The 25,562-nt window shown below is 46.6% G+C and carries 19 protein-coding genes; 7 read left to right on the top strand and 12 right to left on the bottom strand.

Annotated elements, in window-relative coordinates; genetic code table 11:
- Positions 1–223 precede the first annotated feature (223 nt).
- The 3 genes from ACTTKA_RS05755 (at position 224) to ACTTKA_RS05745 (ending at position 3,977) form a co-directional block, all read left to right on the top strand.
- Positions 224–1,027 carry a hypothetical protein gene (locus ACTTKA_RS05755; RefSeq protein WP_442712931.1) on the top strand — a complete coding sequence of 268 codons (804 nt, stop codon included), beginning with the start codon at positions 224–226 and terminating at the stop codon, positions 1,025–1,027.
- A gap of 13 nt (positions 1,028–1,040) precedes the next feature.
- Positions 1,041–2,351, top strand: coding sequence for an LVIVD repeat-containing protein (locus tag ACTTKA_RS05750; RefSeq protein WP_442724288.1), 1,311 nt, complete (start codon positions 1,041–1,043; stop codon positions 2,349–2,351).
- Positions 2,352–2,456: 105 nt separating this feature from the next.
- Positions 2,457–3,977, top strand: a complete 1,521-nt coding sequence (locus ACTTKA_RS05745; protein WP_442724287.1) for a DUF4301 family protein — start codon at positions 2,457–2,459, stop codon at positions 3,975–3,977.
- A 298-nt stretch (positions 3,978–4,275) separates the two neighbouring features.
- Here ACTTKA_RS05745 and ACTTKA_RS05740 read toward each other — a convergent pair whose 3' ends face one another.
- The 4 genes from ACTTKA_RS05740 to ACTTKA_RS05725 all read right to left on the bottom strand — a co-directional run bounded on the left by ACTTKA_RS05740 (position 4,276) and on the right by ACTTKA_RS05725 (position 7,586).
- On the bottom strand, positions 4,276–5,256 hold the full coding sequence (locus ACTTKA_RS05740) for an alpha/beta hydrolase (protein ID WP_442724286.1): 981 nt from the start codon (positions 5,254–5,256) through the stop codon (positions 4,276–4,278).
- A 33-nt stretch (positions 5,257–5,289) separates the two neighbouring features.
- Positions 5,290–6,129, bottom strand: coding sequence for a CPBP family glutamic-type intramembrane protease (locus tag ACTTKA_RS05735; protein WP_442724285.1), 840 nt, complete (start codon positions 6,127–6,129; stop codon positions 5,290–5,292).
- Between the two features lie 206 nt (positions 6,130–6,335).
- Positions 6,336–7,046: a hypothetical protein gene (locus ACTTKA_RS05730; protein ID WP_442724284.1), complete on the bottom strand. Its 711-nt coding sequence runs from the start codon at positions 7,044–7,046 to the stop codon at positions 6,336–6,338.
- Positions 7,047–7,061: 15 nt separating this feature from the next.
- On the bottom strand, positions 7,062–7,586 hold the full coding sequence (locus ACTTKA_RS05725) for a TetR/AcrR family transcriptional regulator (RefSeq protein WP_442724283.1): 525 nt from the start codon (positions 7,584–7,586) through the stop codon (positions 7,062–7,064).
- A 253-nt stretch (positions 7,587–7,839) separates the two neighbouring features.
- Here ACTTKA_RS05725 and ACTTKA_RS05720 point away from each other — a divergent pair, with 253 nt between their 5' ends.
- Positions 7,840–8,673 carry an alpha/beta fold hydrolase gene (locus tag ACTTKA_RS05720; RefSeq protein WP_442724282.1) on the top strand — a complete coding sequence of 278 codons (834 nt, stop codon included), beginning with the start codon at positions 7,840–7,842 and terminating at the stop codon, positions 8,671–8,673.
- Positions 8,674–8,778: 105 nt separating this feature from the next.
- Here ACTTKA_RS05720 and ACTTKA_RS05715 read toward each other — a convergent pair whose 3' ends face one another.
- The 8 genes from ACTTKA_RS05715 to ACTTKA_RS05680 form a co-directional block, all read right to left on the bottom strand.
- On the bottom strand, positions 8,779–10,818 hold the full coding sequence (locus ACTTKA_RS05715) for an alpha-galactosidase (RefSeq protein ID WP_442724281.1): 2,040 nt from the start codon (positions 10,816–10,818) through the stop codon (positions 8,779–8,781).
- Between the two features lie 2 nt (positions 10,819–10,820).
- Positions 10,821–12,080 (bottom strand): metallophosphoesterase, encoded by a 1,260-nt coding sequence (locus ACTTKA_RS05710; RefSeq protein ID WP_442724280.1) that lies wholly within the window; start codon positions 12,078–12,080, stop codon positions 10,821–10,823.
- A gap of 71 nt (positions 12,081–12,151) precedes the next feature.
- Positions 12,152–13,699: a hypothetical protein gene (locus ACTTKA_RS05705; RefSeq protein WP_442724279.1), complete on the bottom strand. Its 1,548-nt coding sequence runs from the start codon at positions 13,697–13,699 to the stop codon at positions 12,152–12,154.
- Positions 13,700–13,736: 37 nt separating this feature from the next.
- The gene (locus ACTTKA_RS05700; protein ID WP_442724278.1) at positions 13,737–15,338 is read right to left on the bottom strand and encodes a hypothetical protein; all 1,602 of its coding nucleotides are present in this window, start codon (positions 15,336–15,338) and stop codon (positions 13,737–13,739) included.
- A gap of 41 nt (positions 15,339–15,379) precedes the next feature.
- Entirely contained in the window at positions 15,380–18,208 is a 2,829-nt protein-coding gene (locus tag ACTTKA_RS05695) for a TonB-dependent receptor (protein ID WP_442724277.1), read from the bottom strand.
- A gap of 225 nt (positions 18,209–18,433) precedes the next feature.
- Positions 18,434–21,088 carry a glycoside hydrolase family 2 TIM barrel-domain containing protein gene (locus ACTTKA_RS05690; RefSeq protein WP_442724276.1) on the bottom strand — a complete coding sequence of 885 codons (2,655 nt, stop codon included), beginning with the start codon at positions 21,086–21,088 and terminating at the stop codon, positions 18,434–18,436.
- Positions 21,089–21,499: 411 nt separating this feature from the next.
- Complete coding sequence (locus tag ACTTKA_RS05685) at positions 21,500–22,327, bottom strand: CPBP family intramembrane glutamic endopeptidase (RefSeq protein WP_442724275.1); 828 nt, start codon at positions 22,325–22,327, stop codon at positions 21,500–21,502.
- Between the two features lie 228 nt (positions 22,328–22,555).
- Positions 22,556–23,233 carry a GOLPH3/VPS74 family protein gene (locus tag ACTTKA_RS05680; RefSeq protein ID WP_442724274.1) on the bottom strand — a complete coding sequence of 226 codons (678 nt, stop codon included), beginning with the start codon at positions 23,231–23,233 and terminating at the stop codon, positions 22,556–22,558.
- A gap of 345 nt (positions 23,234–23,578) precedes the next feature.
- Here ACTTKA_RS05680 and ACTTKA_RS05675 point away from each other — a divergent pair, with 345 nt between their 5' ends.
- The 3 genes from ACTTKA_RS05675 to ACTTKA_RS05665 all read left to right on the top strand — a co-directional run bounded on the left by ACTTKA_RS05675 (position 23,579) and on the right by ACTTKA_RS05665 (position 25,399).
- Positions 23,579–24,316, top strand: coding sequence for a DNA alkylation repair protein (locus ACTTKA_RS05675; RefSeq protein ID WP_442724273.1), 738 nt, complete (start codon positions 23,579–23,581; stop codon positions 24,314–24,316).
- Positions 24,317–24,577: 261 nt separating this feature from the next.
- Entirely contained in the window at positions 24,578–25,000 is a 423-nt protein-coding gene (locus ACTTKA_RS05670; protein ID WP_442724272.1) for a hypothetical protein, read from the top strand.
- A gap of 45 nt (positions 25,001–25,045) precedes the next feature.
- Positions 25,046–25,399 carry a hypothetical protein gene (locus ACTTKA_RS05665; protein ID WP_442724271.1) on the top strand — a complete coding sequence of 118 codons (354 nt, stop codon included), beginning with the start codon at positions 25,046–25,048 and terminating at the stop codon, positions 25,397–25,399.
- Positions 25,400–25,562: the final 163 nt, after the last annotated feature.

Genomic DNA, 25,562 nt, shown 5'->3' with positions numbered 1-25,562 from the left:
CCTCTTTTGACTATATAATCGTAAATAAATGGAGAAGAAAAGATCATAAATTTTCAGAAAAGCGATTGTTTTTCTATCAATCTCCAAAGATAATCAGATATATAATACGATATTCGTACCATAACAGCCAATCTTTTTTTTGCTCGTGATGCAGCGTTTTTGATGTTTTTTACATCATGCTTTATGTAAAGAATAGAACACTGTGTTTAAGAACAATTGTATCATGAGAAAAAAATTACTTTTATTGTTTGTTGTGTCCGCACTAGCCGGAGCGATGCACCTCCTGCAGGCACAACCGGATTACAGACCCAAAAAGGGTTACGTGCATCTGAAGAACGGAACTGTATTAAAAGGAAAGTACATCTATGCTCCGACCCTCGATAGAGTCAGGGTGATCAGTGGCGGCGAGTCACTCGTTTTCTCCATGACCGAAGTCGAGAAAATATCGAACGGAAAAGGAGCAAATATTATCAAGACGGAAGAAGGTGTACCATTCTGTTACAAGCCTCGGCGGTTGTTCAGTCTGAATGAACTGGGAATTCTGATCGGCAATGCGGACAACGAACTGAAAGCACCTTTTATTTTCAACACTTCTCTTCATTACCGCCTTTGGCGAGGGCTGGCGGCTGGTGCGGGTACGGGTGTGGAGATTTATAAGGAAACTTATCTACCCGTTTTTGCGCATGTGATGTATACGTTCGGGGAGAATCGACGCGTTTCGCCTTTTGTATCGTTACAGGGAGGATATGAGATTCCGCTCGAAGGTTCTCGTCTGAAGTACGTCGATATCCGTCCGGGAAGATATGATTGGATCGGGCCTCCGCCGGAAATCACCGATACGAAAGCTAAAGGAGGCTGGCTCATTCATCCTTCTGTTGGGTTTATTTATCAGCTGAGCGAAGGATTTGGCATGGGGCTGTCGCTGGGATACCGCCACCATTCGCTCCGCTACAGAGCGAATGATGATTATTCGATGGATGTGAACTACGATCGACTATCGATTAAATTAGGATTTATCTTTAATTAAAAACAGCTGCTTTATGAAACGTTTTCATCTTATTTTATCTGTAATTTGTTCGATATTTCTGCTGTCGGCATGTGTCGACCAATATTCCGAAACGTACACGGCCTATACTCCGGTGTATCTGTCATACGGCGATCTGCGAAGCGCCGTTAAGCCATCATCTCCCCGTCCGATCGAGAAACCCGGGAAGATCTACTTCAAGGGAGAGATATTATATATCGTCGAGCGTTTAAAAGGCATTCACATGGTCGATGTATCCGATCGATCTCATCCGCAAAACGTGCGATTTATCGAACTGCCGGGCTGTGTTGATCTGGCAGTTAAGAACAATACACTTTATGCCGACAGTTACGTTGACCTCGTGACGCTCGATATTTCCGATCCAAAGCAAGTGAAAGAAATCGCGCGCCTCAAGGATGCCTTTCCCTACACCATACCTCCAACCGAACGTCCGTTACGCATCGACCGTGTCGATCAAGAAAAGGGGGTTGTAATAGACTGGACGGAACAGAAAATTTCCCGTAAGGTCGAAGAGAGACCCCGCATTAACTATCCCATGCGTCCGTGGGACGGCTGGGCCGAAAAGAACGGGTTTATGAACTTGGGAGGAAGTTCCGGGTCTCCGGGTTCGACCGGTTCAACCTTCGGGAAAGCCGGCTCTATGGCACGCTTCGGGCTGTATGACTCATATCTGTATGCCGTCGACAACACGAATGTTCAACTGTTCGATGTCTCGGAAGACCGCTCTCCGAAAAAACAGGGGACTCCCCAACATGTCGGAGGCGGTATCGAAACGATGTTTATTTACGACAAGCATATGTTTTTCGGAACCAGCACGGGTATGCTGGTCTATTCGCTTGAGAATCCGGCCATATTACAACGTAAGGCGAATTATTGGCATATCACAGCTTGCGATCCCGTGGTGGTCGAAAACGGATATGCCTATGTCACGCTTCGCGCGGGAGTGCAATGTCGGAATCAAAGCATCAATCGGTTAGATGTACTCAAACTGTCGGACGACTACCGGACGATCACCCCTGTAAATATGGTCAATATGACCGAGCCTTACGGTTTGGGAATCGACAAAGAGATGCTGTTTATCTGTGACGGAAAAGCCGGTTTGAAAGTGTTCGATACTAAAGACAAAGCGAAGATCGGCAACAACCTGATCGCGGAATTTCCGTCGATTCAGGCTTTCGACGTTATCCCCGTCAACGGTTACCTGTTTATGATTGGCAACGACGGCTTCTATCTTTACGACTATTCAAATCCGAAACAAATTAAGTTGACAGGAAAGATTCCGGTCGTCAAAAAAGGAGAAAAGTAAATAGGCCGAAAAAAGACACGGTCTGAAAAGAAAAATCCTTGCACAAACATCCGAAATCGGATTTTCTATGTAAATTTGTGAGCGAATCATATAGCAAGAAGAAATATGTTAACATCTAATGATCTTCAGTTACTGACTGAAAAGAAGATTTCGGAAACCGGTTTACAGGAACAACTGGATCGTTTTGTGCAGGGATTTCCATTTCTGGAGATCAAAGCATCGGCATCGATCGCGAAAGGAATCCGCGCGATCTCGGACGAGGCACGCCAACAATACACCGACCGCTGGAATGCGTATCTGGCGCAGAACAAGAAAATACTCAAATTCGTACCGGCTTCGGGGGCAGCCAGTCGCATGTTTAAAGACTTGTTTAGTTTCCTGTCCGCCTCGTACGAGGTCCCCACAACACCTTTTGAGAAAAAGTTTTTCGAGGAGATCGGACGATTTGCCTTTTATAAATCACTCGATACCTGTTGCCAACGAAACGAAGGGCAAGATATTCCATCGCTGCTGGCTGCGGGTAAATACAAGACAATCGTAAGTAATCTGCTCGAAGAAAAAGGACTGAATTATGGAGCACTGCCGAAAGGCTTGCTGCAATTTCATACTTATACGGACGGTGTGCGGACGGCACTTGAAGAACATCTCGTCGAAGGAGCGCTATATGCGAAAAACCATGCGGGCGAGGTGAATATCCATCTGACCGTTTCGCCCGAACATCAGCCGTTGTTTGAGCAATTAGTCAAGGAGACGACACCGGTCTATGAGAAAGCGTTCGGGGTACATTATTCGGTATCGTTCAGTACGCAACAACCCAGTACCGACACCGTGGCTGTAGATACGAAGAACCAGCCGTTCCGCGATGCCGACGGACAGCTTGTATTCCGTCCGGGAGGGCACGGGGCACTCATTGGCAATCTGAATGCGATGGATGCCGATGTCGTATTTATTAAGAACATCGACAATGTGGTGCCCGACCATTTCAAAGATGCTACGGTTACGTACAAACAGCTTCTGGCCGGAATACTCGTCGATCTGCAATCCCGGATTGCCGACTACCTGAAACTGATTGACAGCGGCTGCTATACGCCGGAGCAGGTGATCGAGATGATACGCTTTGTCGAAGATGAATTGTGCATCGAAAATCCTGAGTTGGAGTACCTCGAAGATGTAGAAGTGATCCTTTACATCAAAAGGAAGTTACTGCGCCCGCTGCGCGTGTGCGGTATGGTGAAGAACGTGGGCGAACCGGGTGGAGGGCCTTTCTTTGCCGTTAATCCTGATAAGACTATTTCGTTGCAGATTCTCGAAAGCTCACAGATTGATATGGAGAAACCCGAAGCCCGTCAATTCTTCGAGCAGGGGACACATTTTAATCCGGTCGATCTTGTTTGCGCCCTGAAAAGTCCCGACGGGACGAAATATAACCTGCCGGATTTCGTCGACAAGAATACGGGATTTATCTCGCAGAAAAGCAAAGACGGACGCGAGCTGAAAGCACTCGAACTGCCGGGTTTATGGAACGGTGCCATGAGCGACTGGAATACGGTGTTTGTCGAAGTGCCGATCGAAACGTTCAACCCCGTTAAGACTGTTAACGATCTGCTTCGTCCGCAACATCAGTAAAGACGGGTTGGCGGTTTTTTCATTGCTGTCCGATAAAAATAAATTGAAAGCTCCAGATTCCTTTATGCCTCGTTATCACAGGCATTTTCTTCCTGTATGGGCTTGCCTATCGGTTTCAAATAGTAACCCTTATAAAATCTCTTGTTTTTGAGATAAAAACGAATAAGGACTGGATAATTCAACAAATCATCGTTTTAAAGTCGTTTTTTTACATCAGTCGCAGGAAAAATTTATCGGACAGCAATGAATTTCAAAGAACTGTTTCGATTCTTTAGTGGACACTAATGATTCTGCTTCATTATAAATTCATCTTAAAAAAGTTCTCTAGCTTATCAAACGGAACAACTCCATTCTGGTTGTCGTAGAAGTCGACATGCTTAGCATTTGGTACAATGAGCAGCTCTTTCTTGTCAGTCCCTATACATTTGTAGGCATCTTCACTCATATATCGCGAATGGGCGTTTTCCCCAGTAACGATAAGCGTTGGGACATTGATTTCATTGGCGTACGTCAGAATCGGGAAATTAAGGGATGAAAGCAGCGTGGTAGCTGTCCAAACCTGATTGGAAATCGACCGTTCGTGGTATCCTCGTGGTGTTTTATAAAACTCAATATAATCATTTAAGAATTGAGGAACCTTATCGGAAGGGGTATCTGGCATCGAATAACCTGGCGTAGGGGTTCCTGTTTCTGCATCCGTCCAACGAATGGCATTAAGCGAACGCTTCATTTCCAGCCGCATCTCGGGCGTGTTGGCATCAAAATACCCTTTGCTAAATACACGCGTCATATCGTACATTACCATTGTAACAACAGCCTTTATACGCGTATCGATAGCCGTAGCGTTAAGTGCAAATCCGCCCCAACCACAGATACCTATAACGCCTATCTTCTCTCTGTCCACAAAGGGTTGAAGCCCTAAGCAATCCACAGCAGCCGAAAAGTCTTCGGTATTGATGTCGGGCGATGCTACATTACGGGGTTCGCCACCGCTTTCGCCCGTATAAGAGGGATCAAAAGCCAAAGTAACGAAGCCTCTTTCGGCCATCGTTTGTGCGTAAAAGCCCGAAGCTTGTTCTTTTACGGCTCCAAACCCACCGCAAACGGCAAGGGCTGCGAGCTTCTTAGCTTCGCTGTTTTTCGGGAAATACAAATCCCCAACAAGGCTGATGCCATAGCGATTTTTGAACGATACCTTTTTATATTCTACCTTATCACTTTGTGGGAAGATCTTATCCCAGCAGCCAGCATTTACTGGCATTTCATTGTTTTTGTTCATATTGTTAATATTATGGTTTATACGATTTATTCGTTAGGCATGAATACGCCCTTTACTTTTGCGTATTCTTCTTAAATATAAGCCTATAGCCAAGTGTGTTAATGTTGGAATGATACCAAAAAGGGGAGACACTAAAAGTGTTTTATCGACTGAAATAACAGTAAATCCTTCTGAAATGAGAGGATTAAGAGCGTCTTTCATTGAGTGCATCAAAACAACCAATAAGAGTGAACGCGAGAGGAAGAAAATTTCGGTGTACATGATTGTCCAAACACCAATAACCACAAAGCTCACCAAAACAAACAACTCTTTGCTATAAGGGAAGAACATTGTCTGGTAAGCATCGTCTAAGAATACGAGGTTGTATGGCAGGTGCCATACTTGACAGACGAATGCCACCACTAAGTAAATCACCCATTCGTTTTTGGCGAGTTGTTCCATTTTTACTGTGAGATAGCCTCGAAAAACCGATTCTTCAAAGATATTTTTGATAAAACCGGGTAAGAAAGCAGCAGCAAAAACAGGGAGATAGGCAGCCACACTAAACTTGCTCACATCTACCCAACCTAATAGTTTGCCAACAAACAGCGTTATGCCAACAACCACGGGATAGACTACAATAGCAAAGATATACCAGCGAGAGTTTTGCTTGAAACGAGGTTTTAAAGGGAAATCTTTCCAACCATCGCCACCAAAAAGGCGAAGCAAAATCATACACACAAGAGGAGTAGCAATAAAAATCAACGATCCAAGTGACTCTAAATTAGAAGGCTCGCCAAGTAATTGGTTTAACCCAACACCTATCCATCCGCAAGAAATGGCTGCCAAACTAAATATGGCTACATTTCTGAAAGTATTTGATTTACTATTCATGTTGTTGAATCTCTTAGGGTTTCATTTCCCGCCGCTTGCAGCGAAAACGTTATCTTTGTGCATGCCACGAAGCGAGTATATTCTTAAATCGCATCATGTGACAGTTTTACTTTATCACATAGTTTTACCGTCAGAATATCGTCGCGTAGTTTCTCATTCTTTAAGTTTGAATGATCCTCAATTCATAAGGATAGTCTTTTACACATTTATTTCTTTAGAAGTTTATTCTTCAGTTCTTCACTGCGTTTTCGTCCTGCCTCATAGTTAGGGTCTAATGCAATGGCCTTATCTAAATAATTGATTGCCTGTGTTCTATATCTTTTGCCTTGATGTTGTTTTGCCCAAGCCCAATAGACAAAACTCATCACTTTCCAGTTTGCAAAATTTTGATTTTCAATGTTTTTATCTATAATAGACTGAAAATCTTTCTTTGCCAGTTTCTTTTTTGAAAAGTAGAAGAACGGCAAGTTTTCTGCTACGCTACCACGCATAAATTCAGGAAGATAATGAATTTCCCCGTATTGTCGTATAGCTTGGTCAAAGAGCTCAAATGATTTGCAGATAAGTGCCAATTTCTTTTTCTCAGAGGCCATAAGCGACAATGCCGAAGCCCGATACGATAGGACGAATGGCTGCAATTCAGCTTCTGTTCTCCCAACAAATTCGCTCAAAGTGTCATAACTCTTTTGTGCAAATCCTTTAAATTCTTTGGAGAAAAATCCCAAGTTGAGAGCAACTTCGTGGTAAATTATTCCTAATCTAACCTTGTTGAATTCGGTTGGATTTGTGTTAAAATCAGCTTCCACTTCGGTCAGTTTTTGTTTCAACAGTTCGGTATCAATAAACTCCATCACGTCGTCTAAGCGAGTTTCATACGCTTTTACTTTATTAAAATCAGGTGCTTGTAAGTTATTCATCTCTGTCATTTTTAATTATTCTAATATCTCTAATATCTTTTCTTCATCATATATAAGTAGCCCTGTGGCCACCAGTGAGGCAATACCGTGAGCCAGCATCCACGATTTGGCAACGAAGTTGTTTATTCCTTTGTCGGACATTTTTCGATACTCCTCACTGTTTTTCATTATTTCCACAATGTCTTGGTGCTCAACAAGAATATCGGTCATTTCCACCTTCATGATGTTATCCATATAAAACGCCTTGAACAGAGCGGGTTCGGCGTGAGCCATGTACACATATCCCAAGCCCAAATCTAAAAAAGGATTACCTGTTTTTTTATATTCAGATATCGTGTTTTTCAATAGTCGAAGGCCCTTTTTACAAACTTCGGCTTTTAGGTCGTTCATATTCTTATAGCACCAATAGATGGGCTGAGTTGAGCAACCTATCTGTTTGGCAATGTTTCGGGCAGAAAGCACCGAGAAGCCTTCTTTTCTTACCATCTCGAAAGCGGTTTCGATGATCATTTCCTGCGTTATTATTGTTGATTTTGGCATAATTTCACTTTATAACAATTGTAATATAACACATGTTATAGGTGCAAAAGTACTACTTATTTTCGAATCAACAAAGTTTTAAATCATAAAAGGCGAGAATGTAGTTTAAAGCAGTTTATTGAGGACTATTTTGATGATATACGATTTTTTGTAACTTTGTGGAGAAGAATAAATTTGACAAGCAACTACTTGATAGATTGGACAGATGTGATTTTATCGTGTTTATTCGGACATTACAGGCAAATTTACAAATATGAGGGCAACTATAGAAACAGAAAAAGGAATAATAGAATATTCTATGTTTGGAAAAGGAGAAACAATCTTGTTTATTCATGGCGGACATTCTAACTGTAACGAAACACTTTTCCAAAAAGGTTTCAAAACCACAGAGTACCAACTATTAACACCTTCAAGACCAGGTTATGGAAAAACACCCCTTAACTTCCAAAACAAATCCCCTAAAGGAACCGCTGAACTGATCATATCACTCTTAGATAAATTGAAGATTAACTCGGTTAAAGTCATTGGAATATCGGCAGGTGGCCTGACCGCGTTAGAATTGACTGCGAATTATCCGGAAAGAATAAACTACCTTGTTCTCATTTCGGCTTTGACTAAAAAGTGGTTTAAGGGTGCCGACCCAACATACAGAAAAGGGAAAATAATCTTTTCACCCAGGATGGAAAAGTTTAGCTGGGCTATTTACAATATCTTACTCAAGTTTTTCTCAAGATTAATGACAAAAGTAATGTTCAAGGAATTATCAAAATATCGTCCCATTAAATTTGAAAAAGATGAGATCGAAGAATTAAAAGAAATGACCATAAAAATGCGGTCTTTTCAAGGATTTAACAACGATTTAGACCAAGATATAGAACAAAATATTTTGAACAAGATAAAATGTAAAACCTTAATTTTACATAGCAATTACGACAATTCTGTCAGTTTCGAACATCCTGAGAATGCCAAAAGAAAAATTAAACAAGCCGAATTAATTATGTTCAACAATCGCTGGGGCCATTTACTTTGGCTTGGTAAAGAATACAAAGAACCATTGGCGGAAATAGAAAAACAATGGAAGAAATAAGATCTGTCTGTAAAAGCAGCGTTGCTATGAAAACAGGTTTTTTAACAGTGCAAACAACTGGTTGATAGTTTTTTATCCCGGAGTCGCGTAAAAAACATATCCTTATCACTCGAAATAGCCCCAGACGAAGCCGAATGGTTGGGGATAGTTCACCTTCACGGTATGGTTATCGACATGAGCGACTTCACCTTCACCGGCGAGCTTCACAAAACGCTTTCCTCCGATATCGGCCGGCGATACGTCGTACTTCCCTTCCGGCAGCGACGTGTGCTCCCGGAATAAAAGCACGTAGATCCGATGGCCGGAGGTGCTCATAAAGCCGGGAAAACTATATCCGTCAGGCTCCTCTCCTATCGGGCGGATAACGCCCTTCTGCATTCGGCCTCTTTCCGACTGCCAAAGGCGAATCAGTCGGGAGACCTCAAAAGCTTCGGCGGGCAGGCCTGTCGCTTCCATCCAGGCGAGCGGTTGCCCCATCATGGTAACGGCAAAGAGATAGTCGAAAGGTACCTCCATCGGCCTCAGAGGATCGTCCGGCGGATACCGGTTCGCGTTGCGCCATTTATTGAGCCATTCCACCTGAATCCGTTGCACGGGAACATATTTGGCCAGAGACCAGATGTTTCGGAGGGTCAAGTGAGGGTAATAGTTCCCCCAGTCGGTATACCGGTTTTCGAGAAAGATGTTTCCGAAACGATGAAAGTAGAAGAAGCCTCCCCGCTTTCCTGCCGTCACATCCATATTGAACTGCAAACGATTGGCGCTCTCCTTCTGAGCTTCGCGCAGCATTCGATACACACGGCTCTCCGACAGGCGGTCTCCGATTTCCACCCCGTCGATTTTTATCCAGGATATTCCGTGCTTGCGATGCAAATCGAGCAGGATATTCCGGTCGCGCTCCCATGCGGCATACCGGTCGTTCTTGGAAGGGTTGAACCAAAGTCCGAGCGATATGCCCAACGAGTCGGCCTTCTCTTTCACTTTCTTCAGTCCATGCGGAAAGCGCGTGCTGTTTACCTCCCAATCCGACGCCTGCCAGTCGTCCCATAAAAGGTTGGTTTTTTCGGCCGAGTTTTTCGACAAGCCTTGTTGCCATCCGTCGTCGATCTGATAGTGGGTAATACCCAGAGCGGCAGCCGCCTCCAATTCGTTGAGGATAAACGATTCGTTGATGCGGCTGTCCTTGTTGCGGTCGCCCCAAGTGTTCATCGTCAACGTATTGTCACGATGAGGGAGGTATTTATGAACCGCCAGCTCGTATTTTTTGTACCTATCGAGCGCTTCCTCTTCGCTGCCGGCATACATCACCGAGAACAGGGGATACGCCTCTTGTCGGCAGGTATCGCACCCGTCGGAAAAGTCGAACCCGGGCGAATGCACCTTGAAGCCGGTGAAATCGGTGCTGAAATCGAAGCCCGCGTAAGCGGACTGCGCCTCCTGCAACGGCGCCATCTTTACGGCCAGATGCACCTCGTTGTTTTGCCCGTTACGATTGGCCAGCAAAATCGACCCTCTGTAATATTGAGGTTTGCGGTAGGGAAGCTCGCTGCTCGACCGGACGATGTTGGTATGGTGGTCGGTCGCTTCGCGGAAAGAGACGACTCGGACACCAAAATGCGGCACGGAGAAAGGCATGAAAAAGTAGTGCGGCCGGTCGCCTTGCAATCGTTCGGAATGTTCGACCGGATCGGAGTCGGTCGAGCAGGTAGCCGGGAACAGGCTGTTCTTCCCTTTCATGGAAAGCCGCCATTCAATCCCCGGGCAATCGTCGTAGATACACAGGCTACGCGTCAGTTCATACTCTTTGAAAGCGGCGTGCAGGTCTATCCGCGTATATGCCGAACGCCTTTCGGTTGCCTCCGACCGGATGATCTCCCACGATGTGGCGACGGGGCTGTCGCCGTCGCTGCTCCTGTCGGAGGAGGCTGTGGGAAACAGGTCGCTCGCTGTCCGTGACAACGGCCTTGCCCGTAAAAGCCGCAGCATTCCTTTATCCCAGAGATAGACCTGTTCACTTACGCCGTCGGTTACACAAAGGGTCTTTTCATCGAGCCACTTAAAGGAACAATCGGCTTGTGCCGTGAGGGTTAGAGGTAGAACGATGTAACAGACGACGAAGGCGAGAAGGTTCTTTCCGGCGCACATACTCATTTACGGATTTCAAATTCGTCCAACAGATGATCGGTCTCGCTGTACGCTTTGTAAACGATCTTATCTTTTGTGATTTCGATGTATTGATACGAGCTGACGTTGGGAACGGCCACGTCCATCCACGGCTGCGTTTCCAAATCGTAGAATTTATTTCCGGTTACTGTAACGGTAAATACGGGATACGACGGATGGGTCCGGCTTTTGTTGCGTTCGGGCAACCCGCCCCGCGCATAGGTATGGTCGTGTCCTTGCAAGACCAGCCCAATCTTGTCGCGGTACTTCTCTATCACCGGCAGCCAGTTCTCCTGCAATCCCTTGTTGACACGGTTCCGTGCTCCCGAAAATACGGGATGGTGCCACACGAGTACCGTCCAGTCCTGTGTGGTCTCGTTCAACACCGAATCGAGCCATCGCCCCTGTTCGTCGAGCTTCTCGTTCGAATTTAACACGATAAAGCGGACAAAGCCGAAATCGAGGTAGAACGGGCCTGCATCCCACGTGTAGGAGAATGGGAAAGTGGAAGTCCAATAGGCGGAGAGCTGTACTTTCCGACCGTTTAAGTCTTTCAGATATTCGTGGTTGCCCGGTGTGGCGATCACCGGCATGGAGGTGTTCACATCGTCGGTCGCCGTATGCCATTCGGTCCATTCGTAATCGTTGTTGGCATGATTGATGAGGTCGCCGATGTATACTGCGAGCTTTGCCCGGTCGAATTTTCGAATCGCCTGTTTGTAAATTTTTGCCGCATGATTGTAGATGCCGTTTTGCGTATCGCCGAAATAAAGCAGGCTTATCGTATCGGTGAAATGTTCATGTTTGTAAGTATGCCAGGCACTCCACTGCGGAGAGTTTCCCACTCTGTATTTATAGATGTTGCCGGGGAACAGGTTGCGGAGAACCGCCTTGTGGTAGTGCATCGGATAGTCTTTGTATCGAACGACGCTGAAAGTGCTCTCTATCCGTTCGCGCCGATCTTTGGGAAAGGTGATCGAGTTGCCAGGGATGATTTCTATCGTTCCGCTTTTTACGGTGGTATCGGTTCTCCACGTAACGGCGATCTCCTTCGCCCCGGCCGATAAAGGAACGAGCGTGATCCGGTCGGGCAGCGACGACGGAACATAGCGTAACAGGGGCGTTTGAGGTTCGGAACTTTCCTTATCCCATTTAGCCTGCAATTCGGGCGATACCTCTTGTGCCGTCAACCGGCAGCTTCCTGTCAGAAGTAGGAGGATGAAAAAGAGATGACCTGTTTTCATTTTTCTTGTCTTTCATCGGGCAGATACCTGCTCCTTTGTGAAGAAACAGGCATCTGTCGGAGATTGTTCTTTTATCTGATGGTTCCATCAGGATTTTTCACCCAACCTTTTGTCCAGTCCTCCGCAGCATTCTTCACTGCTCCCGCAAATTCGGCCGCCGAAAAGAACGCGTCTAACGAAGCGGGATTGAATGTGCTCTTCGGTTCGGTATCGGGGACAAAGTCTTTGACACCGATCCCTCCGATGGGTTTGAGCGTATAGTTCCCTTCTTCCAGCTTGGTCGCATTATTATGGAACGGATTGGAGGCAATGGTCCCATCGGCATTGAAAGTGCCGGCAAACGCTTTGGCCAGATCGCGGAACGGGTCTTTGGGTACGTTGAACACATAGGAATAGGCAAATACTGCCGAACCGTTGAGGTCGGTTATTTTTACTTCTTCGGCAACTCTGATGCCTCTTCTCGGGAATTCGGCAATAACCGAATTGTATACTTTCGGGGTGGAACTGCCTCTCATCCGCATGCCGTGTGTATTCTTTTTTGTTTCGGCGCCGGGGCCCAACAGGGTAACGTTCGATACGACGGGGGAAGCCTTTTCACGGATGGTGAAATCGTCGTTTTCCTTGAAGTATTGTGAGTTGACGGAGAGGAGGAACTGCATCTTCCCGGCGTATTTGTCTCCCAACCGGTAAGAACCGCCTTCACAGTCGGTAGCTACGATGTATTTCAACCGGGCTTTTCCGTCGGTAATCATGACGCCTTCGCCGGACGACCGGTACACCTGCACATGGTCGATTTGGGTCGCTTCGCTTACGTTTGCAAGCCGAAAAGAACGTTCGCCGGCATACTCTATCCGCACATAGCTCACTTTTCCGTTCGAGGAGGCAGACTCCGGACCGCTCAGGCGGAACTCCGACCAGTCTCCGCTCTTGGCCGGCTCTGCGGGTGTCAGCGTTTTGGAGCTGGTAAATACGACGGGAGCCGAAGCCGTACCGACGATATCCGCCTCGCCCTGAATCTCGATCTTGACGGGTGACGCCGCTTTCGCATTCATGTACACATGTACGCCTTCTTCGATTTTCAGCTTCGAGCCGGCCTCGAAGGTAAGCGCATAAGGAACAAGATAATTCCGTTTTTTGATCAGGGTAATTTCGCTGCCCGAAGGCACGATGCCGTCGGTTCCGACATTCAAGCTGTACAGTTCGGTTTCACCAACCTTAATCTTTGGGTAAAGAGCCGTTTTGATTACAAACGGAATCTCTTTGCTGTCAACGTCGTTGGTGTTGCTGAGGATAAAGCCGTATCGGAGCATTTCTCCTTCTTTCAGGCTATTAGGCAATGCCTCCGTGGTATATACAAACTGGGTTGCCGTAGGATGTACCGGAAACTCCTTGAGGAATCCTCCGTTCTTCGTAACAACCACCGATTTGGCTCCTCCGTCTCCTTCCAGAGCGAGAGAGATCTTTACTGTTTCTCCCGGTGCCAGATCGATGGAATCGGCGCCTGTTATCGCAATCTTGGGGGTAGCGAGCTGAGGCTTGTCGTCTTTGCAGGATGTGCCGCCGATAATTGCTGCCAGAAACAGTGCAGCCATTATCCATTCATGTTTTTTTGGTTTCATTGTACGTACTGTTTTATCGTTAATAAATTCATATCGGTTATCTGAAGGAACCATCCTTATTTTTAAACCACGAACCGCCGGCCGTCCAGTCGTTCTTCGGATCTACCGCGCCGATATAGGGGGCGCTCGTAAACCAGCTGCTCATGGCCGTAGGGTTGTAGGGACTAAGTTCGACTCCCGTAAAATCGTCGATGGAGATGCCTCCGACGGGCTTCTCTTTCAGGTTGTAGCGATTGCTTTTAAAGAAATAGTCTTTTGCCTCCTGCTCCCAGTTGGCCAAGTTGTCGTAAGAGCGCATGTTGTCGATAAGCATGCTGCTCCCCAGCGTCTCGATCGGGAGGTCTTCCACACGCACGGCATCGCTCGGAAATTGCGTAACGATGGCGTTATGCAGAAGCCCTTGCGCTCCCGTTCTGATTCTGATGCCGCGCCGCGTGCCATGATCGGTACCTTCGGCGTATCCGTTGCCGATCAGCGTAAGGTTGCTGAGCTTAAACGTGGTGCGTGGCTCTTTTTCGTAGAACGAATCGTCGTTCCGGAATTCGATGCTGCGCGCCTGATTCCAGTAATTGACGGGGATAAGCGTGGCCTTGATGCCGGTTTGGAACAGCCAGAACTGACCGTTGCCCTGCCATCCTTCGTCGACCCAGATGCCGTAACCGCCGTGTTGAATGCCGGAGATGTATTTTAGAGAGACTCTTCCGCCCCGTATCCGGAACGCGTTGTTATAACATTCGAACACCTGAACGTATTCGAGTTTCGTGCCGCTGCCCACTCCGAACAGTTGCAAGGCGTGATACTGTTTCTTTCCCGCGTATTCGATCCGGACGAAGCGCAAGCGTCCCGAGTTGTCCGAAACGTGGGTGCCTCCGTACCTGAATCCGTCGCGCAGCACCGTCTTCCCTGCATTCGTAGGAGCGTTCCCGTGAATTGATACGCCTCCCCAGTCTCCGCGGACGGGATTTCCCGAAAGCGTTTTATCGCTTGTGAAAACAATCGGTTCGGTGCGTGTGCCTTCGGCCACGATCTTGCCTCCCCGCATCACGGAAAGCAGGCTGAGTTTGTCGTTGTTCGAGAACGTGCGGAAATAGACCGTCGTGCCCGGCTCGATCGTAAGCGTCGCTCCCTGATCCACGCTCACAATGCTGTCGACCAGCCATTTTTCTTTCTTCGTGAGGGTAAGGTCTTTGTTGATTCTTCCGTAAATTTTCCGAAACGTATGTCCGCCCCGGACAAAATCGACGATCCTGAACGGCTCGTCCACTCGTATGATTACCGCGGGAGAAGAAACGGTTCGTCCTCTCTGGTCTTCCATCCTGAAAACGAGCCTGACTTCATCGCCCGTTTGAGCGTCCTTCGCCACACGATAGGTGTAGGCGTATCGGTGCGTGAACAGTTCCTCCGTCTCCAGCGTCTCTATAACCGACTCGTTGGCGAGCACTTCGAGCTTCTTTATTCCGGCCAGCGACTGGGAGACGATGCTTAGTTCCACCTCGCCCGCAGGCTCCTGAACAATGGCGTTTCCATCGTAATTTTCAACGACGACCGTTGCTTCGGGAAGCTCGATCTCCTGCTCCCTCTCGCATCCTGCAAGTATCAGCCCAACCATCAAAAAAAAGAATACCCATTTGAATTTCATGTTCTCTGTTTTTTTATGTTTTTCTTTTGCAACCATGGGGATTAAAGTCTGTAAGTGATACCGAACCGCGTCCACCAGCCGAAATAGGCAAGGCGTGAGATCTGATTGCTGTTTCCCTGATACTGACGGGCGGGTGAGTTCGTAATGTTCACAAACTCGGCATAGAGGCTGATCCTCTTCGTGATCTGCTGCGAGAGATTCAGATCCAGTTGAAACCGGTCGTCCTGAATAATATCGTCGTTCTCGTTGCTGGCCACTGAATGGATGTACGAGCCGTTGTAGTTGAGGCTGGCCTTGCTGCTGAACCCTTTGTAGTCCCACGAAAGCGAGGCGTTTCCGGTATGCATGGCCTGTCCGGGCAGCCGCATGTTGCTCCGGTCCTGCGTGCTGGCATCGCTTCCGGTGAAGGTATAATTGAGGTAGGCGCTCAAACCTTTCATCGCTCCGGGGAGGAAATTGAGCTTGCGCATAAAATTAAACTCGAAACCGTAGACCGTCGCTCTTTCGCCGTTCTGCTCCTGACGGAACTCGAAGCCGGCCGTTTGAGGGAAGCCGGGATAGTCTTCGATGAGCGAAGGAATGATTCTCGTGAACTGAAAACGGTTCATGTTCTTGTAGAACAGTCCGGCGGAAACGACTCCGCCGCTGCGGTTGTACTTCTCGAACATCAGGTCGATGTTGTTCGACAGCGAAGGTTTCAGGTTGGTGTTCCCGATAAACAGCCGCGCCGCATCGGCATCGTAATTGATAAACGGTACGATATCCACGAAGTTGGGTTTGGCGTAAGAATGGGTATAGGCAAACCGGAAATTGGTGAGCTCATCGAGGCTGTACTTGACGTGTACGCTCGGCAACAGAAAGCCGTAGTTTGTTCCGCCGCTGATGGGAGTCGCTACGATCTTCGTGCCCGACCGCTTCACATCGAACGCACTGTAATTTACGTCGTTGTACTCGTACCGCACTCCGGCAATTAACAGAATCTTTTTTATCTGGATGCGGTTGATCAGATAGGCAGCGTATACGTTCTCCTTCGCGTTGTAGGTATCGTTCTTCGACAGCCGTTCAGCATCCCACGAGTCGTCCGACTCGGTAAGCAATCGCCGGTGCGCAGCCATATAACGGGTAAACTTTTCTTTATCTACTCTGGGGCCGAACGCATACCTCCCGTTCAGAAATTCCTTGGGTTCGGTAGTTCCGGAAACGTGCGCAAAAGCCTCGGCCAGATTTACCTCCTGATTCGGATCGAAGAAAGAGAGCACCCGGTTGTTCCGGTACTTATCGTTCGTTACACTCCTCACCTTTCCTCCGAATTTGAAGACCCCCGCGTAATCTTTCAGCATGTAGTTTTTCTGAAGATTGAATTTCCCCACGAGATTCGAGGCGTCGGTCGTTCCCATATCTTCTTCGTACCTCCTGAAATTATCGAACAACAGCGGATTTTTGATATTCAACGGGACGATCGGTCTGAACTGAGGCACCTCGGCCAATACCCCCCGCGGATTGTCGGCTACGATGGTTACATCGTTGCGCGCGAAATCGCCCCGGGTACTGGTATGGTCTCGCTTCGAAACGGTATAGAACGTACCCCAATCGAGCGTCCAGCGACCAAACCGGTGGGTCCCTTCGAGGTTGAAGTTGTGGTTCGACTTGATCTCTTTCCAAAGATTTATATCGCGGCGTATTCTTCCGCGTCTCAGGCTGTCGTGCGTAATCCATTCCGACCCGTTTCTGTTGAAATCGAATCGCAGACGATTGCGCACGTCGTCGTCTTTCCGGTAATTGTACATATAGTTGAAGACGATTTCGTGATGTTTCACCTTGTAGTCGAGGGTAACGGTCGTGCCTACGCGTGTACGTTTGTTCTCCGTCTTTCGGAACTGAAAATCTTCCGGCATGATAAGGCGTTCGTTCACCATCTCGACCGGCTTCCTGATGCCCGACCAGGAAGCATCCATGCGGTCTTCGGAGTTGTTGTTGCCGTAATAGCTCCCGCTGATCAGCACGCCGAAACGTCCCTGCGAGGTGTTCGCGTCGCGGAAGAAGCGCCGGCTGAATTGCAGTTTGCCGATGTAGTTCAGCTTCCCGGAGAGGTCGTTGAATCCCATCCCGAGGTCTCCCTTGATGCGGAATTTATCCGATCTGGCGGTCGGAGTTCTCAGGTTGATGTTTCCGCCCACCGCATCGCCGTCCATATCGGCCGTCAATGCTTTGGTGATCTCGATGGAACCGAGCTGGTCTGCGGGAATCAGATCGAGCGATTCGGTTCTCGTTCCGCTCTGCTGTACCGACGCGAGCTGCTCGCCGTTGATGCTGATGTTGGTGAAATGCTGCGGCGTACCGCGTATGGAGACGGTAGAACCCTCGCCTTTGTCGCGGGCGATGTTGATGCCGGGCAGTCGCTGCAATGCCTCCGCCACGTTCTTATCGGGAAATTTTCCGATGAGGTCGGCCGAAACGACGTTCTTGATGTTATCGGCAGCCCGTTGCTGGTTGAGCGCCCGCTGCTGACCTTCGAAGCTGCCCACGACGACCACTTCGGCCAGCATCTTGTCTGCCGGCGACAAACGGATCGTCATCACCTGATGATGGTCGGCAGGCATGTTCACGGTTTTTTCTTCGGTCTTGTACCCCAGATAGGAAAAGGTAAGCACGGTTTTTCCGCTTTTCAGACCGGTCAAACGGAAATGCCCTTCCAGATCGGTGGCCGTGCCGTTGTAATTGGCCTGATCGTACACCGCTGCTCCGGGAAGAGGCTCCTGCGTATCGGCATCGACAATTGTGCCCTGTATCTCATAGGTTTGAGCTTGTGTCGACATCCCTGCGACCAGAAAGCAGAGGGCTGTAACTGTAAGAAATAAGAGTCTTTTCATTCGTTCTGTTTTTCAATGATTGTCTTTTTAGAAAATAAAAGTGTCTAATTGTTTGTCATCTAATCATGTTGTATGTTCTTCTTAAAGCCGAATCCCGAATAAATCTACGCGCACTTTCTCATGATTCGTTTTGCGAAGTTAATCTTAATTTATCGATATCTATCATTTATACGGTTACCAAAAAGAGGAATTATGTTACACAGACCCTTGTTACATCCATATCCGCTAAAATCCGACAGCCCGTATGCGAACGGCGCTTAATACAGGTTCTCCGCCGACGGGATGAAATTTGATCAATAATCCGGCATTGCCTGTTACCGTGTATCTGAAGGTGAGCCTGCACGGCACATTCAGACCGTAGCTGCCGCCCAGATCGATTTCGGGAAGAATCGACGTTCCGTTGACCGATATTCCGAAGACTCTCTGCCCCGGTTCGTAGGCAATTTCTTTGTCCTCGTCGGCAAAGCGCCGCGATTTTTTTACGTAGTCCACCATCAACAGCTCGATCTCGTACGTTCCGTCGGGCAGGTCGGCTCCGAATCCCTCCGGGTTTACACGCATCGTCTGGTAGAGAGGGTCTTCTTCGTCCACGGCGAGGATGTCCTCCTTGGTTCCCACTTTGCCTCCCACGTAAAGCGGTTCTCCGCCCACGACGCCCCAGCTGCCCTTTTCGTACATCCGTTCGGGAAGCCAGTAGAGATCTGTGCGAGTGTCGATAAAAGCATAATTCGATCCGACATTCATTGCCAGCTCCGGCGTCTTTCCATCCGGACGGAACGGAATCAGCCGAGCCTCGATCTGCTTCTCCGGTGTGTCGGGACTGTTCGGCGCGAGAGACAACAGATGCTTCCCCGGAGCGAGCTTCATCTCCCACTCCGCCATCCCGTTTTTCACTTCCGCTTCTCCGAAGAGACGGTTGTCTACATACAGCGATACGCTCTTTTGATTCGAGAATGCGTGCATTCGCACAGGCACCAGCGTGTCGGAAGGCGAGGCCGCGGCGTGTAGCCACCGGTTGCGGAAAGGATATCCCAATCGCGCTACCGGCTTTTCCGACAGCAACGCCTGCATCAGATAATAGGCGTCTTTGGGTTTTCTGTCGGCCGTTGCCAATCCTTTGTTGTTGATGTGGGAAGTGGCGTCCACCCTTCTTTCGGAACTGAAATCGATCAGATTCCACAGCGCGCCTCCGGCAATATAAGGCCGGTCGAGGATTTGCGTGGTGATGGAACGGGTGAAACGGATCTGCTCTTCGATCGTGAAGTCGAACTTCTCCGGTTTTTCGGAATACAACCGCACATCGGAGCCTGCCCCGTATTCGCTGATCAAATGAATGCGCTTCGGGTATTTGCGCCGCTGTTCGTCCATAAACGTCCCGAAATCTTCGTATTTGCCGTAATACCAACCGTGATACAGGTTCCAGCCGGCAATCATCGGGATATCTCCCAGCCCGGTCTCCTCGTAGGCGGGATAATTGTGCATCGCCATGGCCGTATATCGATGCGGATCGAGTTCCCGTGCAACGTTTTCGAGATGCCGCGCCAGTTCGAGCGTCGCCCGGTTCCTTCCGGCAATCTCCTCCTGCGGCTTAAACCGGTGCGCCCAGTAGATCTCGTTCATATAGGCCCAGATCACTACCGAAGGGTGGTTGTAATGCTGCTTGATCATCTCTTTGAGCATCACGGTCGCGTTCTCGGTATGTTGCGGACCGACGGTCACTTCGTTTACAAGAGGAATCTCTTCCCATACGGCAAAGCCCAGCCGGTCGGCCTGATCCAGCACTTCATCAGCCTGCGGATAATGCGCGTTGCGCAGAAAGTTGCCTCCCATCTCTTTGAGCAGGCGCAGATCCTGCCGGTGCATGTCGTTGCTCAACGCATTGCCGTAGGGTATCCTGTCCTGATGGCGGTTCGCGCCCATCAGCTTGATGTTTTTCCCATTGATGAAAAAGCCTTTTTCCGGATCGAAACGAAACCATCTGAACCCGAGGGGCTGCGACAGGTTGTCGACTCGTTTGCCCGATTGTTCCAGCAGGCTCTCCACGTAATACAAAGCCGGATGATCGGGGCTCCACAGATCGAAATTCCGCACGTCCGAACAGGTTACCGTTACAACCGTATCCCCGGAGGCGGGAATGGTTACCGCGGTGGTTTTCGTCGCCAAGACGGAGGCGACGTCTTTTCGGACGACGGTCTCGAGCGTCAGAGCTTGAGGCACGTCGCTGCGATTTTGCAGGTGGTACGCGATGGTTACGTCGGCGCTGTGAGGCGTTACCCGGGGAGTGGTGATATAGATTCCGGGGCCTCCGTAGTCCGACATGCTGAAATGCTGTTCGCCCGTGGTGATCAGATGTACCGGCCGGTATATGCCACCGAAGAAAGTGAAATCGGCGGACAGGGGCGGCACGTCGTCTCGATGGCTGTTGTCCGCTTTTACGGCGATGTACTGCTCTCCCGACGCCTCGAGGAAAGGTGTTAAATCGATGTTGAAAGCGGTGTAACCGCCCGTATGTTCTCCGGCTGGTTTCCCGTTTACAAACACTTCGGCCGTTTGATTTACTCCTTCGAACCGAAGGAAATACCTTTTCCCCTTTTCGGGAACAAGACGAAATCTTTTTTTGTACCAGCCGACGCCGCGGTAGTACCCTCTCTGTCCGTCGGCCAGCACATCCTTATCGTTCCAGGTATGAGGAAGCTGTACTGCTTGCCATCCGGCCGTCGTTCTATCCGGCAAGGCGGCGTCGGCTTCATTCTTCGAAAACAACCATCCGGAGTTGAACGAGATTTGGCAGCGCCCCCCGTCGGTCGATTGACCTGCAGGCAATACTACATCCGGCAAACAATAAACAAGAGCAAAAAGAAGCAATGCACGACGTATCATATCCAATCTGTTTTTCGGATGCGAAATTAGATGATCCATTCAACAGTTGCTTGTTTCGATGTTACGAAAAAGAGCGATTATGTTACATTTTCGGATGAAATGGGGCAGAAAGGGGCGGTACAAAAAGCTATCAGAGAATTCATCGTTGTCCGATAAAACTTTTTTCGTAGGATAAAAGTAAGGGCTGATTCCGGAAGGTGGAATCAGCTCTATATTGTCGCTTTGTTTTATCCAAACAAAACGGAAGTTCCAATGAGTAAAAATGCACCTCTCTTCGGACGGACCAGGAGGTGATATACTTTATTTGATGGATTGTTTAAGGGAAGTGGAAACAGCTTGAAGAATCACCATCTGGGCGATTCTCGCCAAGGTATACGAAAAACCTTTGCATACCACTGAAACCTATTGGCTCTATATTGTATCTTCTATGCATCCATTCCTATCTTTTAATCTCTCAAATTCCTTACGTAAGAAATAGACGCAGACTGACACAATTAATACCGAACCTGCAATTACTAATATCAAGTTTATCAATCTACTATACATATCCAATAAGCTTGCATTCATGGATGAGTCGACATCTATAAAGAATCTCATCAAGAATCCAGTCAAATTGGCTGCAGCATGTATTATAATAGAAAACGATAAACTTCTGGTTCTGTAATAAACCCATCCTGAAAAAATTCCTATTATGAATCCGGTTACAAATTGCCAAGGATTCAAATGTACCAATCCAAAAAGCAAACTAGAAACTAAAATAGACTTTGTTGGAGAATATCTTTTTAATAACCCGTCTAAGATTATTCCTCTAAATATGAATTCCTCTAAAACCGGAGCAGCAATGACCATTAACATGAAAGTAAAAACGCCTCTCTGGCTTACAAGGCCTATGAGTGCCTTTTTAAAACTTTCCGGAATCGGTATTAAACTCGTAATTGGTCCGACTACTCCCATAAGCAATACTATTGCTGCTATAATTATGAATGGAATTATTCGCTTGTTTTTAACGGTCAAATTAAACGAATGAGCATCGGTCTTTCTTTTTCTAATTAAATACACTATCCAGGAAGGTATTCCAATGGATAAAAGATAACAGATTAGCATTGAAGCTTCTTTTCCGATAAATTTGTTTAATAGTAAATCTACAGGACTAAACAATAATACTCCTAAGATGAGTATTCCTGTAATTCCAAAACTTTGAGATACGCTCGGATAACTTTTTGTTGTCGACTCTATCATTTGTTTTACTTTTTTGGTAATACACAACGGTGAAGGTATATGCCGTATGGGATTTCTTGCTTGCCTATTGTCAAACGTCTTTGCCCTTGTCAGTTAGCGATGAACTTACCAATTGCTCTGAACCCCATCTGGTAAACACCCTATGTCTTATGACATAAATTATTCATCTTCAATCGGTGTAATATTTCACAAATGCTTTCTGTAGCGTATTTAATTATTAAAAATCAATTAATTTGAAGTTGACGTAGCAGCCACAGTCGATGCAACTACAGCTGCAAGAATAGCCGCGTCCATTTCTTTAATCACCTTGTCAACTCCTTGGAATATCAAATTGGCTTGAATGATCATCTCTCGCAATTTTGTCTTACAAATTTTTAATTCTCTTCTATCTCTACCAATGACTTTATACATTTTGCACGCGTTGATTAAGCCTATAATCATTGATTTATCATGATCTATTTGTTTCGCATAAAAAATTACATCTCTAACCTCATTAATAATTTGCTCTCTAACTGTAGTATTGGTCAGACGTGTTTTATAATAGTTGAAAAACAAGAACTTCCTTTGCTCTATTTTTACATATCCTTTTCTTTCAAGCGCCAACAATATCTCTTTTTGATATCTCGTACTATACTTTAATAACCTTGAAATCCACGTTTTTATTTTTCTTGTTTTTGTGGACTTTTCAAATTGCTTAAGTACCTTCTTATGCACTAGTGATAATTTCGTTTCAGTCGATTTAAGTATCAATTTCCCTGCTTCTAGATTAATTGTGCCTTCAAGTGATAAGTCAAGTAAAATTGCCTCTATTAAGCCAACATTTTTAACTTGATCTGAAACTAAAAATCGTGATTTTTCAGGATGCTGAATTAAAATCAGAAATCGTTCCGCTGTATTTTGTTTCATGGTCGTTTATTTATGCCATACACGGGCAAATATACGCATTTTATTTATTTAATACATGATTCTTTCATCTATTTTTTAATTAAAAGTTTATGAGGATCCGTTTTTTTATCTAAAAGCTCCATTAAACTATTTAATAACAATAATTTGGATGTATGGATTGGAGTAAGAAATAAATTTCTGTATATCAGTAATATATAATTAATTTTAGACATATATGCGGACATTCATTTAAAAGTTTATGACAAATCCTTTTTATGCTTAATACATTAGAGAACTAATGCCATAATACAATCCTCTCTCTCCTCTTAAAAAAATAGATTACTTTTGTCTCAAAAACCGAAAAAAATGGGAACCGATTACAGCATTACTGAAAAGTTCGGAGCAAACCTCGCTCAATTGTTAGCCGAAAAAATCGGCAAGGCTTATCCTGAGTTTAATGCAGACCGTTTTATACAAGACACCGACAAAAGAACCGTTGGACAAACCTACACCCAACGGGTAGCTACGTTTGCCGAGCTTCTGAAAAACTACCTCCCGGCAGATTACAAAAAGGCTTTGCCTCTCCTGATGGCTGTTTTGGGCAAGGAAAACCCCAACGAAACAGGGATGTTTACCCACTATTATTGGATTTTGCCCATTGGAAAATTTGTGCAGGAATACGGCATCGAGCATTTCGAGCTTTCAATGAAAGCCATCGAAGAGATAACCAAAAGGAATACGGGAGAGTACGCCGTCCGGCCTTACATCCGGAAATATCCCGAAGCTTCGCTCAAAATCATCGAAAAATGGGCAAAATCGCCCAATTTCCATTTACGCAGGTTGGCCAGTGAAGGACTTCGCCCGAAATTGCCCTGGGCAACTAAACTGGATACGTTTATAGAAAATCCTGCACCTGTCTTCCGGATTTTGGAATGGCTGAAAGAAGACGAAATACTCTTCGTGAAAAAATCGGTTGCCAACCATCTCACCGACTGGTTGAAAGTGAATCGAGAAGCTGTTCTGCCTCTGATTGAACGCTGGAAAACCTCCGCGAATCCGCATACTCAATGGATTATAAAAAGAGCCACACGCAAAATACAATAAGTTCTCCTTGTCCCTTTGTTCCTGTCCGGGCTTGACTTCCTGCGCTAACTTTGCTTAAAAGTTCAGAACTTACAAAAAATGAAAATCAAAAAAATGGCTTATTTGTTCTTGTTGCCAATTGTTATTTGCTTCGCAATCGGTCTCCTATGGCTTTTTCAGAATCCGCCTTACGAAAGAATAGATAAAACAGTTGTACGAGCATCGGATCCCGCAATTAAAAAAGAAATTCCGGCGTTTAATTTATCCTTTTGGGCAGACAGAGTGGCCTATTCCGAACCTGTTTATTTCCCGGATGGAGTGGAAACGGTCGATTTTACGGAACATGTGGAGGCCATAAACTTGGAAATTCCCGACTGGGACAGCGAAGGATTATACGAGGTAAAGGCTTCTACCAAAGCAGGTACTTTAGACCCTGCATTTTTAGTATACAAATGGCATTCAAACACTTCCAACACTCTTATTTTCCACCATGGAGCATCGGAACATCCCTTTTACGGAATTTTTTCGAACATCTTCAAAAAAGAAAAACTCAATGATTTGGAAGTAAACCTGATTGCAATCCGAACTCCTTTTCACAAGCAAAGAGGAGCATTGAAACAGGGAACGACAACCCTATCGACCTTTATGGCAACGATGGCAACAAGTGTAAAACTGACCGAAATGCTGATCCGTACTTTACGATAAAAAGGAGTACAGATCGTTGAAATTGGCGGATTCAGCTTGGGAGCTGTGATAGCAAACAGACATCGGGTAACGTATAATTCGGCCGACTTTTATGTCCCGATAGTAGGAACGGTGGCTCACGAAAAGTTTTTTATTTTCCCAAAGAAAAATACTACCGAAAACGAAATCCAACGGAACAAAATCATTACACAACACTTAAATTTCTCAGCCCAATGGCAAAAAAATCAATCTCCCAATGCGTTTCTGGTTATGGCTCGCTACGACGCGTTTTTACCACTTCACGAGCACGCTCCCGCCTATGGAAATCTGGAAGTAGAAATCTGGAACACGGGACATCTATCTACCGCTGTTTTCTACAACTCCATGCGGTACGTTCTGTTAAAACGATTGAAGAAGTAACCGTTACTTGGCAACAACAACAGTTCCTAATTTTTTCAGTAATTAAATCGGAAGATTGAAAAAACAAGCTATCCTCTCAGTGGAGGGCTGAAAGCCTGAATGAATATTGATTATTGCTGTCCGGTAAAACTCAAAAAGACAAAATCATCTTACTCGAAGCCCT

The organism is Tannerella sp., assembly GCF_052170195.1.
GTDB lineage: Bacteria > Bacteroidota > Bacteroidia > Bacteroidales > Tannerellaceae > Tannerella.
This window is presented reverse-complemented; position numbering and strand designations above follow the sequence as displayed.

Bases quoted from the DNA above. Each gene is read 5' to 3' on its own strand.
- ACTTKA_RS05755 (WP_442712931.1), top strand. From the start codon at position 224: ATGAGAAAAAAATTACTTTTATTGTTTGTTGTGTCCGCACTAGCCGGA.
- ACTTKA_RS05750 (WP_442724288.1), top strand. From the start codon at position 1,041: ATGAAACGTTTTCATCTTATTTTATCTGTAATTTGTTCGATATTTCTG.
- ACTTKA_RS05745 (WP_442724287.1), top strand. From the start codon at position 2,457: ATGTTAACATCTAATGATCTTCAGTTACTGACTGAAAAGAAGATTTCG.
- ACTTKA_RS05740 (WP_442724286.1), bottom strand. From the start codon at position 5,256: ATGAACAAAAACAATGAAATGCCAGTAAATGCTGGCTGCTGGGATAAG.
- ACTTKA_RS05735 (WP_442724285.1), bottom strand. From the start codon at position 6,129: ATGAATAGTAAATCAAATACTTTCAGAAATGTAGCCATATTTAGTTTG.
- ACTTKA_RS05730 (WP_442724284.1), bottom strand. From the start codon at position 7,046: ATGAATAACTTACAAGCACCTGATTTTAATAAAGTAAAAGCGTATGAA.
- ACTTKA_RS05725 (WP_442724283.1), bottom strand. From the start codon at position 7,586: ATGCCAAAATCAACAATAATAACGCAGGAAATGATCATCGAAACCGCT.
- ACTTKA_RS05720 (WP_442724282.1), top strand. From the start codon at position 7,840: ATGAGGGCAACTATAGAAACAGAAAAAGGAATAATAGAATATTCTATG.
- ACTTKA_RS05715 (WP_442724281.1), bottom strand. From the start codon at position 10,818: ATGTGCGCCGGAAAGAACCTTCTCGCCTTCGTCGTCTGTTACATCGTT.
- ACTTKA_RS05710 (WP_442724280.1), bottom strand. From the start codon at position 12,080: ATGAAAACAGGTCATCTCTTTTTCATCCTCCTACTTCTGACAGGAAGC.
- ACTTKA_RS05705 (WP_442724279.1), bottom strand. From the start codon at position 13,699: ATGAAACCAAAAAAACATGAATGGATAATGGCTGCACTGTTTCTGGCA.
- ACTTKA_RS05700 (WP_442724278.1), bottom strand. From the start codon at position 15,338: ATGAAATTCAAATGGGTATTCTTTTTTTTGATGGTTGGGCTGATACTT.
- ACTTKA_RS05695 (WP_442724277.1), bottom strand. From the start codon at position 18,208: ATGAAAAGACTCTTATTTCTTACAGTTACAGCCCTCTGCTTTCTGGTC.
- ACTTKA_RS05690 (WP_442724276.1), bottom strand. From the start codon at position 21,088: ATGATACGTCGTGCATTGCTTCTTTTTGCTCTTGTTTATTGTTTGCCG.
- ACTTKA_RS05685 (WP_442724275.1), bottom strand. From the start codon at position 22,327: ATGATAGAGTCGACAACAAAAAGTTATCCGAGCGTATCTCAAAGTTTT.
- ACTTKA_RS05680 (WP_442724274.1), bottom strand. From the start codon at position 23,233: ATGAAACAAAATACAGCGGAACGATTTCTGATTTTAATTCAGCATCCT.
- ACTTKA_RS05675 (WP_442724273.1), top strand. From the start codon at position 23,579: ATGGGAACCGATTACAGCATTACTGAAAAGTTCGGAGCAAACCTCGCT.